Annotated in this window: 13 protein-coding genes; 9 read left to right on the top strand and 4 right to left on the bottom strand. The window is 52.0% G+C overall.

The genetic code is table 11. The annotated features are described in order from the left end of the window. Window positions 1-30 precede the first annotated feature (30 nt). On the bottom strand, window positions 31-1,572 hold the full coding sequence (locus AWR27_RS22965; protein ID WP_077133349.1) for a YifB family Mg chelatase-like AAA ATPase: 1,542 nt from the start codon (window positions 1,570-1,572) through the stop codon (window positions 31-33). Window positions 1,573-1,949: 377 nt separating this feature from the next. Between AWR27_RS22965 and AWR27_RS22960 the strand changes: the two genes are divergently transcribed. From AWR27_RS22960 to nth, 3 genes are all read left to right on the top strand, one after another. Then, a complete protein-coding gene (locus AWR27_RS22960) occupies window positions 1,950-2,549 on the top strand; it encodes an RNA polymerase sigma factor (protein WP_077133348.1) in 600 nt (199 codons plus the stop codon). Further along, on the top strand, window positions 2,524-2,775 hold the full coding sequence (locus tag AWR27_RS22955) for a hypothetical protein (RefSeq protein ID WP_077133347.1): 252 nt from the start codon (window positions 2,524-2,526) through the stop codon (window positions 2,773-2,775). Before AWR27_RS22960 ends, AWR27_RS22955 begins: the two co-directional genes overlap by 26 nt. A gap of 94 nt (window positions 2,776-2,869) precedes the next feature. Beyond that, window positions 2,870-3,529, top strand: coding sequence for an endonuclease III (gene nth, locus AWR27_RS22950; protein WP_077133346.1), 660 nt, complete (start codon window positions 2,870-2,872; stop codon window positions 3,527-3,529). Between the two features lie 120 nt (window positions 3,530-3,649). Here the strand turns inward: nth and AWR27_RS22945 are convergent, their stop codons facing one another. Beyond that, on the bottom strand, window positions 3,650-4,069 hold the full coding sequence (locus tag AWR27_RS22945) for a nucleoside-diphosphate kinase (RefSeq protein WP_077133345.1): 420 nt from the start codon (window positions 4,067-4,069) through the stop codon (window positions 3,650-3,652). 138 nt (window positions 4,070-4,207) lie between these two features. On the opposite strand from AWR27_RS22945, the gene AWR27_RS22940 reads away from it, so the two are divergent. The 4 genes from AWR27_RS22940 (at window position 4,208) to rdgB (ending at window position 7,807) form a co-directional block, all read left to right on the top strand. Beyond that, window positions 4,208-5,224 carry a DHH family phosphoesterase gene (locus AWR27_RS22940; protein WP_077133344.1) on the top strand — a complete coding sequence of 339 codons (1,017 nt, stop codon included), beginning with the start codon at window positions 4,208-4,210 and terminating at the stop codon, window positions 5,222-5,224. Window positions 5,225-5,265: 41 nt separating this feature from the next. Further along, complete coding sequence (locus tag AWR27_RS22935; RefSeq protein ID WP_077133343.1) at window positions 5,266-6,180, top strand: FKBP-type peptidyl-prolyl cis-trans isomerase; 915 nt, start codon at window positions 5,266-5,268, stop codon at window positions 6,178-6,180. Window positions 6,181-6,270: 90 nt separating this feature from the next. Then, window positions 6,271-7,176, top strand: coding sequence for an FKBP-type peptidyl-prolyl cis-trans isomerase (locus tag AWR27_RS22930; RefSeq protein WP_077133342.1), 906 nt, complete (start codon window positions 6,271-6,273; stop codon window positions 7,174-7,176). Between the two features lie 58 nt (window positions 7,177-7,234). Continuing rightward, entirely contained in the window at window positions 7,235-7,807 is a 573-nt protein-coding gene (gene rdgB / locus AWR27_RS22925) for an RdgB/HAM1 family non-canonical purine NTP pyrophosphatase (protein ID WP_077133341.1), read from the top strand. 107 nt (window positions 7,808-7,914) lie between these two features. On the opposite strand, the gene AWR27_RS22920 is transcribed toward rdgB, so the two are convergent. Beyond that, window positions 7,915-10,026, bottom strand: coding sequence for a peptidylprolyl isomerase (locus AWR27_RS22920; RefSeq protein WP_077134158.1), 2,112 nt, complete (start codon window positions 10,024-10,026; stop codon window positions 7,915-7,917). Between the two features lie 125 nt (window positions 10,027-10,151). On the opposite strand from AWR27_RS22920, the gene AWR27_RS22915 reads away from it, so the two are divergent. Next, a complete protein-coding gene (locus AWR27_RS22915; RefSeq protein WP_077133340.1) occupies window positions 10,152-10,802 on the top strand; it encodes a hypothetical protein in 651 nt (216 codons plus the stop codon). On the opposite strand, the gene AWR27_RS22910 is transcribed toward AWR27_RS22915, so the two are convergent. Then, window positions 10,772-11,449 carry a DUF3291 domain-containing protein gene (locus AWR27_RS22910; protein ID WP_077133339.1) on the bottom strand — a complete coding sequence of 226 codons (678 nt, stop codon included), beginning with the start codon at window positions 11,447-11,449 and terminating at the stop codon, window positions 10,772-10,774. The genes AWR27_RS22915 and AWR27_RS22910 overlap by 31 nt on opposite strands. A 70-nt stretch (window positions 11,450-11,519) precedes the next feature. Between AWR27_RS22910 and AWR27_RS22905 the strand changes: the two genes are divergently transcribed. Next, on the top strand, window positions 11,520-13,862 hold the full coding sequence (locus AWR27_RS22905; protein WP_157579292.1) for a glycosyl hydrolase family 95 catalytic domain-containing protein: 2,343 nt from the start codon (window positions 11,520-11,522) through the stop codon (window positions 13,860-13,862). The last annotated feature ends 60 nt before the right edge of the window (window positions 13,863-13,922 follow it).

The raw sequence follows: 13,922 nt of genomic DNA, 5'->3' as shown, positions 1-13,922 counted from the left end.
AGGTAGCGCATCTATTCGGCAAACCCGATTTCACCCTGCCCAATTTTCGCGATCTAAACTCCGGTACTGAATGGCTTCGGCCAGGTGTTCAATTTTTATTTCCTCCGAACCGGCGAGGTCGGCAATGGTGCGCGAGACTTTCAGGATGCGGTCGTAGGCGCGGGCCGACAGCCCCAGCCGTTCCATTGCCGTTTTGAGCAGCGCACGGCCCGCGTCGCCAATCTGGCAAACGTCTTTCACCATCTGCGACGGCATCATGGCGTTGGAATAAATGCCGCTCTGCTTCTCAAATCGTGCCGTTTGACTATCACGCGCCCGAATCACGCGCGCCCGAATGGCTTCGCTGGGTTCGGCGGGGCGGTTGGCAGTCATTTGATCAAACGAAACCGGTGTTACTTCTACGTGCAGGTCGATCCGGTCGAGCAGGGGGCCGCTGATTTTGGCGAGGTATTTCTGTACCAGTCCGGGGGCGCAAACGCACTCTTTTTCAGGGTGGTTATAGTAGCCACACGGGCAAGGATTCATGCTGGCGATGAGCATAAAACTCGCCGGAAACTCTACTGCCCATTTAGCCCGTGAGATGCTCACCTTGCGGTCTTCGAGGGGTTGCCGCATCACCTCCAGTGCCGAGCGTTTAAACTCGGGCAGTTCGTCTAAAAACAGCACGCCGTTATGCGCCAGCGAGATTTCGCCCGGTTGCGGAAAGCTCCCACCACCTACCAAAGCCGCGTCGGAGATTGTATGGTGCGGGGCGCGGTATGGTCGGGTGGCAATGAGCGTAGCACGGGTGCCGAGCTTACCCGCTACCGAGTGAATTTTGGTGGTTTCGAGTGCTTCCTGCAAGGTTAAAGGCGGCAAAATAGTGGGCAATCGCTTGGCGAGCATGGTTTTGCCCGCACCCGGCGGACCAATCATAATTACGTTGTGTCCGCCCGCAGCCGCAATTTCCATGGCCCGCTTAATATTCTCCTGCCCCTGCACGTGCGAAAAATCGACTTCGTAGCCGTTTACCTGACTTTGAAATAAATCGCGGGTGTCGCACACGAGTGGTTCAATGTCTTTTTTACCCGAAATAAATTCGGCGGCATCCTGCAAGGTTTCGACGCCGATAACGTCTAAGTTATTAACGATAGCGGCTTCGGGAGCATTTTCAATAGGCAGCACGAATCCTTTATAGCCGCGTTTACGGGCTTCGATGGCAATAGGCAAGACGCCTTTAATTGGCCGCAACCGTCCGTCGAGCGAAAGCTCGCCCATAATAACGTAATCGTCTAAATTGCGCTGAGGACTAATTTGTTCGGACGATTGCAAGACGCAGAGCGCGATAGGCAGATCATAAGCTGAGCCTTCTTTACGAATATCGGCAGGAGCCAGGTTGACCACAATTTTCTGACGGGGCATTCGGTAGCCGAGGTGCTTGAGCGAGGCTTCAACGCGCTGCTCGCTCTCTTTCACGGCACTGTCGGGCAGGCCGACCATAAAAAAATGAAGTCCCTGACTAACGGTGACTTCAATGGTAATAATGGTGGCGTTGACGCCGTACACAGCCGCGCCGAAAGTTTTCGCTAACATCAGATGTTACGTGGATACAGTTGGATACCTACGGGCCAAAACTACGGAACCGACGGTCAATATAAAAGAATCTTGTAGTTGCCCGTAGTTCAGCTATTTTTACGGGGCTTATAAACTATTCGCTCATGTCTTTGTCAAATCACTGAGTGCGTACACTCGTTTATAACCTCAATGGGCGTGTCATTGGATAAATTTTGGAGTAGAAACGCATAATTTCATGTTGCGGAAGCGTTGATTGGCAAATTTTTTGCCTTGTATATTTGCAACTCAACGTATATTCTTCTTATTTTTATAGCCGCAAATAATTTCACAGTAAAAACTCAAACCACATACACTATCGGAACACAACTCTACGTTACCTAATTGTCTTACTGAAAATGGAAAAAGCCCAGGTAAACGACAGTGAGTTGATTTCCCTGTACATTCGTGGTAATGAGAAAGCCTTTGCTCGTTTAGTACAAAAGCATAAGTCGAAGATTTACACCACCATTTATTTGATTGTCAAGGATCAGTACGTGGCGGAAGATTTAATGCAGGATACGTTTATTAAAGCCGTAGACACGCTAAAATCGGGTAAATACAACGAGGAAGGCAAGTTTCTACCCTGGATCATTCGGATCGCTCACAACTTGGCAATTGACTATTTCCGAAGAGATAAACGCTACCCCAATGTGGTGTTTGAAGACGGAAGCAGTGTGTTCAATACGCTCGAATTTTCGGAAGATTCGGTTGAATCGCTCCAAATCAGGCAGGAAACACACGAGCATTTGCGTGAACTGATTCAGCGATTGCCTGAACAGCAACGTCAAGTGTTGATCATGCGGCATTACGAGGAAATGAGTTTCCAGGAAATTGCCGATGCGACCGGCGTCAGTATTAACACGGCTTTGGGACGTATGCGTTACGCGTTAATCAATTTGCGTAAGCAACTAAGCAAACGTTCGCCGAGTTATGACAAAAACCTTTACCCAAGATGATGTTATCCGGTATGTCTACGAAGAGACTTCGCCCGAAGAAAGTCTGCTGATCGAAGACGCAATTATGACCGAGCCGGAATTAATGACGTTCTTTCTGGACGCGCTTGAGCTTCGTGCGTTGCTGAACAAAATTGAGCGGCAACCCCGCGAAAGCACCGTAAGCACCATTCTGCGTTACTCCCGTTCTCATCCATTAAACCCGCTTGCTCCGTTACAGTACTCGTAGCTGATCGAGCGGGCTGTTAGTTGTAGCGTGGCAGGAAAGCCGCATAGCTCTCAGTGTGTCTATAGCTATGCGGCTTTCCTGCCGCTTTACTCGTATGCAAAAGAAAGAGCGTTTCCGCCGTTTTCTTGACTACTTTATCCAGCACTATCCCGAACCGCAAACCGAACTGAATTTTACTAATCCGTTTGAATTGCTGGTGGCCGTGATTTTATCGGCGCAGTGTACCGACAAGCGAATTAATCAAATTACTCCCGCGCTGTTCGCCCGTTTTCCCGAACCCGAGTCGCTGGCAGCGGCTTCGGTCGATGAAGTCTTTACCTACATTCGCAGTGTGTCGTATCCAAACAACAAGGCAAAGCACCTCGTTGGCATGGCAAGGACACTATTGGAAAAATTTGGAGGGGAAATTCCGGCAACGGTCGAAGAGTTGCAGACGCTGCCGGGCGTAGGTCGCAAGACAGCGCATGTGATTCTCTCGGTGGTGTACAATGCGCCAACGATGGCGGTCGACACGCACGTATTCAGGGTATCGCACCGGCTGGGGCTGGCTCCGCTGTCGGCAACTACGCCTTTAGCCGTCGAAAAAGCATTGATGGCTTACATCCCGAAACAGTACGTCCCGAAAGCACATCATTGGCTCATCCTGCACGGTCGGTACGTCTGCGTTGCCCGCGCCCCCAAATGCGAAATATGCCAGTTGAAAGATTTCTGTAAGTTTTACCAGAAGCATCAGAACCATCAGAACCAGGATTAGCCAGGATTTACAAGATCACCGCAAGATTCTACGCTGCGCTTGTTTGATAATCCAGTAAGCGCAGCGATAAATCCTGTTTAATCTCGCAAATCCTGGCTAATCCTGGTTCAGACGCCAGGTTTAGAATTGCTCGGTTCCTGAGAAGAAGAAGCTGCCTTCGATCTGCGCGTTTTCGTCAGAATCTGAGCCGTGAATGGCGTTGGCTTCCAGCGATTTAGCGAACAGTTTGCGGATTGTGCCTTCTTCGGCCTGCGCCGGGTTGGTGGCTCCAATCAGCTTGCGAAAGTCGGCTACGGCGTTTTCTTTCTCCAAAACCATCGGTACAATCGCTCCCGACGACATGTATGCGCAAAGATCGTTGTAAAAAGGCCGCTGACTGTGAACAGCATAAAACTGACCGGCCCGCTCGGGCGTCAGTTGGGTTTTACTCATCGACACGATGCGGAAACCCGCTTCTTCGATCATTTTGATGATTGCTCCGGTGTACCCGGCCTCAACGGCATCGGGCTTAATCATGGTGAACGTTCGGTTCGTTGCCATTCTGAGAGATAATGTCCTGCTTATATTTGGCCGCAAAGGTATGGGTTTTCCAATGAAAAGTCGCACGGAGCTAAATACCCGCTGGTATCTGATTTCTTCGTACTTTTGGGTTTCGATTGTGGCTGAGGCCCTGTGTGTATGCAAGATATTGACGCAATCGGTACGCTGATTGGGCAACCCCAAACCGTGCTGATTACCACCCACCAAAACCCCGATGCCGACGCCATGGGCTCGTCGCTGGGGCTGGCGGGTTACCTCCGAAAAAAAGGCCACCACGTTACAGTTGTGACACCCACCGACTATGGGCAAAATCTGCACTGGCTCTCCGGTAACGAGGGTGTTATCGATTTTAACGAGAAATCGCGGGTGCAGGTAACGCAACTGGTGGCTGATGCCGATGTTATCTTCTGCCTCGATTTTTCGGCCCTCGACCGCATTCGCGATCTGGCTCCGCTGGTGCGGCAGGCCCGCGCCCGCAAGGTCATGATCGATCATCATCTTGAACCCGAATCGTTCGCCGACTTGCAGTTGTGGGATACGTCGGCAGCCGCCACGGCACAATTGATTTTTCAGCTTATTACCGCATTGGGCGATAAAGAATTAATCGATGTACCCATCGCTGAGTGTCTGTATGCGGGTCTGATGACCGATACGGGTTCGTTCCGGCACGGTAATACGACGGGCGATGTACACCGGACAGCCGCTGAACTGCTCGACATCGGCATCGACGTGAGCAGCATTCACCGGCGCATCTTCGATAACGTATCGCTCGATAAGTTTCGGTTGCTGGGTTACGTACTCAACGAAAAACTGAAAGTATTGCCCCAGTATAAGTTTGCCTACATCATGCTGACCGACAGTGAACTGAAGCGGTATCGCTCAAAAACCGGCGACACCGAAGGTATGGTAAACTACGCGCTGGCGGTTGAAGGCGTGGTAATGGCGGCTATTTTGATTGACCGTGTCGACGAAATTCGGTTGTCGTTCCGGTCAGTCGGCGATTTTTCGGTGCGCGAACTGGCGAGTACGCATTTCAACGGCGGTGGGCATCGAAATGCGGCTGGTGGTCGTTCCAAATTATCGCTGGCCGAAACCGAGCGTCGGCTGCTCGACGTGTTGCCGCTCTATCAGCAGCAACTGGCAGAAGTTGTCTGAACAAATTGAATAGTGAACATAATAACAAACAATAATTTCTCATGTCTTTCAAACAGTTAGGCCAGGCCGCCCTGATTGTCGCCGTGCTGGCGTCGTGCGGTAAAAACCGCGTTCAGGTAACGGAAAACGGGCTGAAGTACCAGATTCACGAAGATGCTGGCGATGCCCGTAAAGCTAAAATTGGCGATATTCTGACCATGCACCTGACGCTGATGAACAGCAAAGATTCAGTGCTGCGCGATACGCACAAAGAAGGTGCGCCATTCCAGATGTTGTTGCAGGTGCCACCGTTTAAAGGCTCCTATGAAGAAGGCTTGACCAAACTCGGCAAAGGCGACAGTGCTGTGTTCTACGTGAGTGCCGACTCACTGTTTGCGCGGGCTATGCAGTCGTTTCCTCCGGGTGTGCAGAAAGGTACTGACATTGGCATAGCGGTGAAACTTCTGAACGTTCAGAGCGAAGACGAATTCAAGAAAACACAGGCGGCTGATTTTGAAAAGCAAAAAGGTGTCGACGCCAAAATTATTCAGGACTACATTAGCAAAAATGGCCTGACGGGCAAGGTGCAGAAAACCGAGGGTGGTGTTTACTACGTAGTGACGCAACCCGGCAGCGGCCCTACCCCCAACCGGGGCGATGCGGTTTCGGTGCATTACACAGGCAAGTTGCTCGATGGTAAAGTATTCGACAGTTCGCGTACAAATCCGCAGGCAGGTGGTAAGCCCGCACAGTTTCAGGTAGGCGTAGGCATGGTGATTCCGGGCTGGGAAGAGGGCGTGATGAAGATGCACAAAGGCGAGAAAACTACGCTGATTATCCCATCGACACTGGCTTACGGACCGCGCGGCAATCAGGGCATTCCTCCCAACTCGGTGCTGTTGTTCGATATTGAACTGATCGACATTCAGAAAGGGCAGCCGGGCATGGCACCGGGTATGCCACAGCCGGGCCGGTAGATTTCTTAAAACTCATTAAAAAATGAACCGCGACGAACAACTGCGCGGTTCATTTTCGTTAGACAGAGAGGTAAACTCTTCAACGCATTTATGATTGTTACACCATCGCGTTTTTTCTGGGCCTACAGCCTGTTGGCCGTTTCGGCACTTCTGGCGTCGTGTCAGGAACAGGGTGAAGCCTTGATTGATCGCAAACGACGCGAAAACGAGGCCGACATTCAGGCATACATTACGGCCAATAATATCTCGGCCACTAATCTCGAAAACGGAATTTATTTTTTCCCGACCAAAACGGTTCCAAATGCCCAGGCTCCGGCAACGGGCGACGAAGTGCGCTATCATTACATTGCCCGCCGGTTAGATGGCGTCATTGTTGATAGCACCGATATTGCCGGCAATGTACCGGCGTCGGTGATTCTGGCCGAGAATGCAACTACGGGCATTACATTAGGTAAGTATGCGGCTATTCTGAAATTGAAGGAAGGCGAAGAAGGTTCGGTACTGGTACCCGCTTTTGCTGATGGAGGTCGGGTGGGCACGTTGCTGTTGCCGCAGTATTCGCCCGTGCGCTACGACATGCGTATTGTGAGCGTTCGCACTGAAAACGAACAGATTCGCGACTATATCCGCACCAATAACCTGACTGTAACAACGACAACCAGCGACAGTGTACGGGTAATCAAAACACTCGTACAGCCAACAGATTCGGCAGCGATTACGACGGGGAAAAATGTGACAATTAATTATACCGGTTATCGCTTGGACGGCAGCACTTTCGACTCTAATAACACAGGGAGTTTCCGAGTAACAATTGGAACTACCAACTCTATTCAAGGTTTACAATCTGGGTTACTGCAAATGCGGGCGGGTGAAAAGGGTACTATCATTTTCCCTTCAAAAGTGGGTTATGGTGCTACCGGTACGGGTCGTGGGGCACAACGAATTTTGCCATATACGCCCTTACGCTTTGACATACAGGTAGTAAAAGTGCAGTAATCCATACACATTTTACCAAGCCGCTTGGCGTTCTTCGCACAAGCGGCTTTTTTTGTATATGGAACTTTGCTTTGCCACCAACAACCAACACAAATTAGCCGAAGTAGCTGCCGTACTCGGTGATGCGTTTACGCTCAAAACCCTGCTCGACATTGGCTGCACCGACGAGTTGCCCGAAACCTCCGGCACTATTCCCGGCAACTCGCGCCAGAAGGCCGAATATGTCTGGAAACATTTCGGCCTTTCGTGCTTCGCCGACGATTCAGGGCTGGAAATAGACGCGCTCAACGGTGAGCCTGGCGTCGATTCGGCCTATTATTCAGGTAGCCGTGATTTTAACGCCAACATTCAGAAAGTACTTTCTAAGCTGAACGGACAAACAAACCGCAAAGCTCGGTTTGTGACGGTGTTTACGCTCATACTACACGGAGTAGAACACCAGTTTGAAGGGATTTTTGATGGACAAATTGTTGACGCACCACGCGGAGTCAACGGCTTCGGCTACGACCCTATTTTCCTGCCCGACGGCTATGACCGCACCCTCGCCGAATTGAGCATGGACGAAAAAAACGCCATCAGCCACCGGGCAAAAGCGTTGGTAAAAATGGTTGCGTACCTGCGCAACACCTGATAACGCGGCAAGGCAACAGCAATCTGCTCGCATCTGCTTTTATACCACAAAAAACCCCGCTGTCGAACTATTGACAGCGGGGTTTTACATAATGAACGAGTAAGTGATTAATAGAACTTGGCCCGTCGATCTTCTACTTTGGCAGCTTCCTTGATGGCTTCGTTGATATAGAAACCTAAACGGGCAGTCTGATTCTGCTGAAGCTGAGTTTTGTAAAGCGTATAGTCAGCAACGGCGGGGGCCGGGGTCAGGCGGGTGGTTTCAACAATCAGCACACCAGCATCGCCCGCAAAGGGTTTCGAGCGTTTGCCCGGCTTCTGCCCGAAAGCGCGGCCCAGCGCAACGGGGTCAACGCCCGCGCTTTTCAGGAAGCCTGTGGCTAAGTTCACGTCCTGTACTTCTTCAACCAGCGCACCAGCCCCGTATTTCTGCGCTATCGCTTCGAGTGTGCCCGTGGTATTACCAAGTTTCCCCATGATCTGCCCGGCTTTCAGTTCATTGCGAACTTTGGCGGTCAGTTCAGCGCGGTAGTCGTCAACCTTTACGTCGTCTTTGTCGGTCTTGTTGTTCAGCACCGCAATCACATATTGATTACCCACTTCAAATGGTTCTGAAACACTGCCAACATCCGTTTTATCCTCGAATGCCCAGCGTACAACCTGACGGGCATCGGTTAGCGCGTTAATGGTCGAGGCTCCTTCCGGAATACGGTCGGCTGTAGCTACAATCAGCGATTTATCTTCTTTCACCTTGGCATCGAAAGCGTCTTTTGTACGCACGTCTGCTGCAAACTGATCGGCTTTGCGCAAGGCTTCATCGCGGGTTGCCTGGCTGGCTTCAATGGTTTTACCGATACCTACCACCCGATACAGCGTATTGGTTTTCGGTTGCGTCACCTTAATGATGTGGAAACCAAAATCCGTTTCCACAATGCGCGGAATCAACCCTTCGGAAGTAGCTCCGAATACTGCCGATTCAAACGGCTTCACCATTTGGCCGTTATTTTTGAAATACCCCAAATCGCCACCGTTCTGCGCCGATCCGTCGGCACTGAACTGCTGTGCCAGTGCTTCAAACGCGGCACCGGCCTGAATTTGCTTCAGAATACCTTCGGCCCGACGACGCGCATCGGCTTTGGCAGAATCCGTTTGTGCCGTTGGGCGAATCAGGATATGGCTGGCGCGGGCCGTAAAGCTCGTATCTTTCTTGGAGCCACCGTATTTGTAGATAAAATAGGTGTTGCCTTCGCGAAACGGACCGTAGATGCCGCCCGGCGAGAACGTCGGAATCGACGCCCGGAGTTGCTCGGGCATTTCTCCGGCTGTCAGGTACAGCGGCACCCGAACGTCGGAGTTTTGTTGCGCAAACGTCGAATCATTTTGTGCGCCACCCAGTCCCCGTGCCAGCGATTTAATCTGGGCGTAGAGTGCGGCACTGTCTTCTTTCGACGGAGCTACCGAGAACGTTACATACTGGATAGAACGGCTGTTGACACCAGGAAACTCGTCTTTGTGGGTATTGAGATAATCCTGCAATTGCGAATCCGTTACCTTCACCGCCGTATCATTGATGGTGTAGTATGGCACAAGAAGAAATTTCAGATCAGCTTTTGAATTTTGTGCCTGATACTCTTTTTGCGCTTGGGCAGTAGTAACGAAAGACGACAGACGCATCAGGCTCTCGTATTTTTCACGCAACCGCTCGGCCACCAAGTTTTTCTCAAACGCAGCCCACGCAGCCTGCCGGTCGGGTGGTTGGTTCTTTAACCCTTTCAGGAAGCTAATGATGCCGTTTTTGTCGAAAACGCCTGTTTGTGGGTTTGTAAAGGCTTGCCGCACGGCGGGGCTGATGTTATTTCCCTGCACCATGTCGATCAATTCTTCGGGCGATACTTTCAGCCCCAGTTTATCGAATTCGGCCTGGTACGCAATCTCGAACAAAAGCTGATTCCAGGCTTGCTCGCGGAGTTGAACGAGGTCCTGCTCAGCCGGGGTGCGGCCTGTCTGCTGCTGAAACTGTTCCCGGAGTTCGTCTACTTTGGCGTTATATTCCTGATAATCGATGGATTGACCAGCAATTTCGCCTACTTTTTGCTGATTTCCACTGAAGAGGTTTCCGCCACCCAGCAAATCTCCCCCTACAATAAACAGGATTAAGCTAACAGCAATGATGCCGACTGCCAAGCCTGATCGTTCTCTAATCTTGTTAATAACAGACATTTCGCGATATACGTACAATTTAGCCCGCAAAATAACAATTTTTCTGACTCGAAAACAAAGACAATCGCCCATATTGAGCGTATGTTTGATAGAGTACTTCATATTGCTGAGCTGTTCTCAAACTCATGAAGCGTATTCTTACATGGCTATTTCCGTTGTTACTATCGGGCTGGATAGTAGCAGACTTGCTCATTCCCCGGCAAGTCGATCTCCGGCAATTCGACCCTGCCGAGGTGGCCCGGTTAGACGGGCTGATGTGGCGGTCGTATTACGAGCGGAAGCCACTGTTGCTGTTCTGGCAGTCGGCAGAATTGCTCCGAAAGCAGGTTCATGCGCCATTCTGGCGTTCGTTCGTTATTTCCTATCATGCCGCCAAAGCTGCGTTTGTGTTCAAAGACGGGAAAAATCGCGCCGATTATAACCGGGCATTGCCCGATCTGAACGCTTTTTATGAAGGTATCAACCAACTCAGCAAACGCCCGGTTGACGTAAGCAAAGCGGCTCGCAATGAACTGGAATGGTGGATAATCCGGCGCGAACGCGAACAGCATCCACCCGCCGAATGGGCCGCACTCCAGACACAGGTCGTAGCCGATTTATACCACGTTCCGCCAGCTACCTGCACCGACTACGGGCGTTTGCGCACCGAAGCTATGCTCTTTCGCGATCAGCGGGGCGAGGCCATTACCGAGGCCGATTGGCAGCGCATAGATAACCTGTTACGGCAGTCGTATCAGTCGTTGTATCAGGCAGTGAACATATCCTCAGCCCCCTGAAGCACCCTGAACCGGGCGAAAAGTTCTTCGCTATACCAGTTACGCTGTCGGGTCAGGCGCACTACTTCGCGATGGCCGCTTTGACGGTAGGCATATTGATCAACGGCGGCAGCGTCGCGCCACACGCTGATGGTGCATTGCTGGATCAAAGGCACCTCACCAACGCCAATACCAAACAACAGCTTATCGCCCTGTTCACGAAGTCGTTGGCGGGCCTGCGGTACGTGTCGCCAGAAATCGGGTAGGGCACGTGGGCGGATAGTAGCACGAGTAAGAACAGCCATCAGCGAACAATCTTGCCGGGGTTGTTGGCTCACAACTGGAAAAGGATTGATGCCATCCCAATGCCCGTGCGACTTCAGTGGCGATAAATAGAGCGTTCTGACCTGTTCGGTTCCGTCCTGAAGCTGGTGATAAGCCGACGTTTGCTGAAAGGCGTTGGCGTGTTCGGTATCTTCCCAAACACCAAGATGAACGTAGGTTGAGAGGTCGGGAATCAGGCCGAAGTCAATGCCGCTACCCATGAGTTTGCTGAATCGAAGACCCTCGGCCCGAATAGGTTGCATCAGCACCCGGCCCATATTGGCAAACGCCCGAAAACGCATACGGGGTTGATAGCGAAGAACAGTTACGGTAACAAGGCTCATACCAGTAAAAACCGGTGTGTATCTTCCTTGTTCCATAAGCGGACAAATTAATTCGCCCGCTTACGGAATTATGCGCTCTTTTTTCTTCCTCATTAGCACCCTGCTTGTATCGCTCTGCTCCTTCGCGCAGCCTGCTCAGCCGCTCGTCTGGCACTTCCCCATAACACGCCCACACACCGGCATACTACTTGGCAACGGCACGCAGGGGCTGATGATCTGGGGCAGAGACAGGCAGTTGAACATTACCATTGGCCGAGCCGGTTTCTGGGACCACCGGGGCGGGAACGAATTTACGGCGGGCCGGCCATCGGGGAAGACAACCTACCAGGATGTAAAGCGGCTGTTGCAGGCGGGCGATTACGACGGTATCAAACGCGCTTTTGCTATGCCCAAAACTGGCGATCAGGGCTTCGGGCATCCGCAGCAGTTGGGGGGCGGACGGCTGGAGATTACACTGCCCGAAGGCTGGACACTGAAACGGGGCGAGTTGGATATGGGTCGGGGGGAGATCGTAATCGTTGCTCTTTCCTCTGTTAAGACTGAAGAGCATTTAGTCGTTAAACAGGCCGTCGATGCTGAATTAACCGAGGTGCAATTACCCAAACCGCTCGTCAACAGCTCAACGCTATCGGTGCGTTTAGTACCAGCCTCAATGTTCACGAAAAGTCAATTGGAAAAGTCGGGTGTGAAACCTGCTGAAGACTGGTCGATGGCTGTAGACGGAGGATTAGATGGTTTTCAGCAGTTACTGCCAAGCGACGATGCACTTACCATTGGGTATGCCAAACGAAATGGTAATATTTACGTCGCATCAGAGGTATCTAAAAAACAATCCGTAGTTGAACAACTTTTAACGGGCGTAGGTCAGTCGAAACGCATGATCAACACGACACCCCAATTCTGGCAGGAATACTGGGCTTCTGTTCCGAAAATCTCGCTGCCCGACCCGGCTTTGCAGGAGATTGTTGACTATGGGTTGTATAAACAAGCCTGCGTGTCGCCCCCGCAGGGTGTAGCGGCTGCATTGCAGGGACCGTTTATGGAAGACTACCAGATTGTGCCGTGGAGCAACGATTATCATTTTAACATCAATGTACAGATGATGTACTGGCCTGCACTGGCTACCAACCGGCTCAGCCATTTCGGGCCGCTCTGGACCATGATGCGCGGCTGGATGCCTACACTTAAACAAAATGGTGAAGCTTTCTTTGGCCGCAAAGGTGCGCTGATGCTGCCCCACGCCGTTGATGACCGTTGCCGGGTAGTTGGTACGTTCTGGACCGGCACTATCGACCACGCCTGTACGGCCTGGATGGCGCAAATGGCCTGGCAGCATTACCGCTACGGCCTCGACCAGCCTGACGCCAAACAGGTGCTGACCGACATGGCGTGGCCCCTGCTCGTCGGTGCATTTGAGGGCTACTACGCCATGCTCGAAGAAGTTCCCGGCGTGGATTCGTCAGGCAGTGCTACGGGCGGCAAACGGTTCAGCCTGCCCATTTCCGTTTCGCCCGAATACGGGGGCGATGGGCCAAATGCCTGGGGCCGCGACGCCAGTTTTCAGTTAGCCGCGCTGCATCGCATCTGCCGGATTTTGCCCGAAGCGGCCCGCGCGCTCGGTCAGCCTATCGACCCGCGCTGGGCCGACGTTGATAAGCGACTGCCGCTCTACACTACCGTAAAAGGCGTGTACATGAGCGAATGGAACCTGACGAACGAGCGGATTGGCTTATGGCAGGGCAAAGACCTCGACGGAAGCCACCGGCATCATTCACATTTGGCCGGTATTTACCCCTTCGCAACTATTGACCTGAACAATCCGGCGCAGCGCAAAATCGTAGACAATAGCCTGACAACGTGGCGGTTTCGAGGTGCCGGTGGCTGGTCGGGCTGGTGCGTACCGTGGGCCAGTACGTTGCTGGCCCGAACGGGTCAGTCCGAAGCCGCCGTAAACTGGCTGCATTACTGGAAAGATAATTTCACCAACGAAGGACGCGGTACGCTGCATAATGCTAACAATAATGGCAACAGCATTATGGGTGCACCTGACTGGACCAAAGAGAAGCAAAACCGCGAAATTATGCAGTTAGATGGCGGTTTCGGTGCGCTGAACGCCGTGCTGGAACTGCTCGTACAAAGCCGCGACGATGGCATTTACGTGCTACCCGGCCTGCCCCGCACCTGGCGCGAACTCTCGTTCGAGCGTATTCGCACCGACGGCGCGTTTCAAATCGGGGCCACCGTGCGCGATAATAAAGTTGCCGAGATTCGGGTGAAGAGTTTGGCGGGCGGGGCGTTACGATTAGTGCATGGCCTTGGCGAACAATATCAGGTCAACGGAAAAATAATGCAGGGCAACACCTTAGAACGTTCCTGCCAACCCGGCGAGGAGCTGATATTGAAGCCAATTTGAGACGGAATTGTAGAAAAAACACCTCACACAACGCCTATAAAAAACGCCGACCACATTTGT

The sequence above is a fragment of the Spirosoma montaniterrae genome (assembly GCF_001988955.1).
Classification (GTDB): Bacteria; Bacteroidota; Bacteroidia; order Cytophagales; family Spirosomataceae; genus Spirosoma; species Spirosoma montaniterrae.
This window is presented reverse-complemented; position numbering and strand designations above follow the sequence as displayed.

Excerpts from the sequence above, each read along its gene's own strand:
- AWR27_RS22965 (WP_077133349.1), bottom strand. The coding sequence starts at position 1,572 with ATGTTAGCGAAAACTTTCGGCGCGGCTGTGTACGGCGTCAACGCCACC.
- AWR27_RS22960 (WP_077133348.1), top strand. The coding sequence starts at position 1,950 with ATGGAAAAAGCCCAGGTAAACGACAGTGAGTTGATTTCCCTGTACATT.
- AWR27_RS22955 (WP_077133347.1), top strand. The coding sequence starts at position 2,524 with ATGACAAAAACCTTTACCCAAGATGATGTTATCCGGTATGTCTACGAA.
- nth (WP_077133346.1), top strand. The coding sequence starts at position 2,870 with ATGCAAAAGAAAGAGCGTTTCCGCCGTTTTCTTGACTACTTTATCCAG.
- AWR27_RS22945 (WP_077133345.1), bottom strand. The coding sequence starts at position 4,069 with ATGGCAACGAACCGAACGTTCACCATGATTAAGCCCGATGCCGTTGAG.
- AWR27_RS22940 (WP_077133344.1), top strand. The coding sequence starts at position 4,208 with ATGCAAGATATTGACGCAATCGGTACGCTGATTGGGCAACCCCAAACC.
- AWR27_RS22935 (WP_077133343.1), top strand. The coding sequence starts at position 5,266 with ATGTCTTTCAAACAGTTAGGCCAGGCCGCCCTGATTGTCGCCGTGCTG.
- AWR27_RS22930 (WP_077133342.1), top strand. The coding sequence starts at position 6,271 with ATGATTGTTACACCATCGCGTTTTTTCTGGGCCTACAGCCTGTTGGCC.
- rdgB (WP_077133341.1), top strand. The coding sequence starts at position 7,235 with ATGGAACTTTGCTTTGCCACCAACAACCAACACAAATTAGCCGAAGTA.
- AWR27_RS22920 (WP_077134158.1), bottom strand. The coding sequence starts at position 10,026 with ATGTCTGTTATTAACAAGATTAGAGAACGATCAGGCTTGGCAGTCGGC.
- AWR27_RS22915 (WP_077133340.1), top strand. The coding sequence starts at position 10,152 with ATGAAGCGTATTCTTACATGGCTATTTCCGTTGTTACTATCGGGCTGG.
- AWR27_RS22910 (WP_077133339.1), bottom strand. The coding sequence starts at position 11,449 with ATGAGCCTTGTTACCGTAACTGTTCTTCGCTATCAACCCCGTATGCGT.
- AWR27_RS22905 (WP_157579292.1), top strand. The coding sequence starts at position 11,520 with ATGCGCTCTTTTTTCTTCCTCATTAGCACCCTGCTTGTATCGCTCTGC.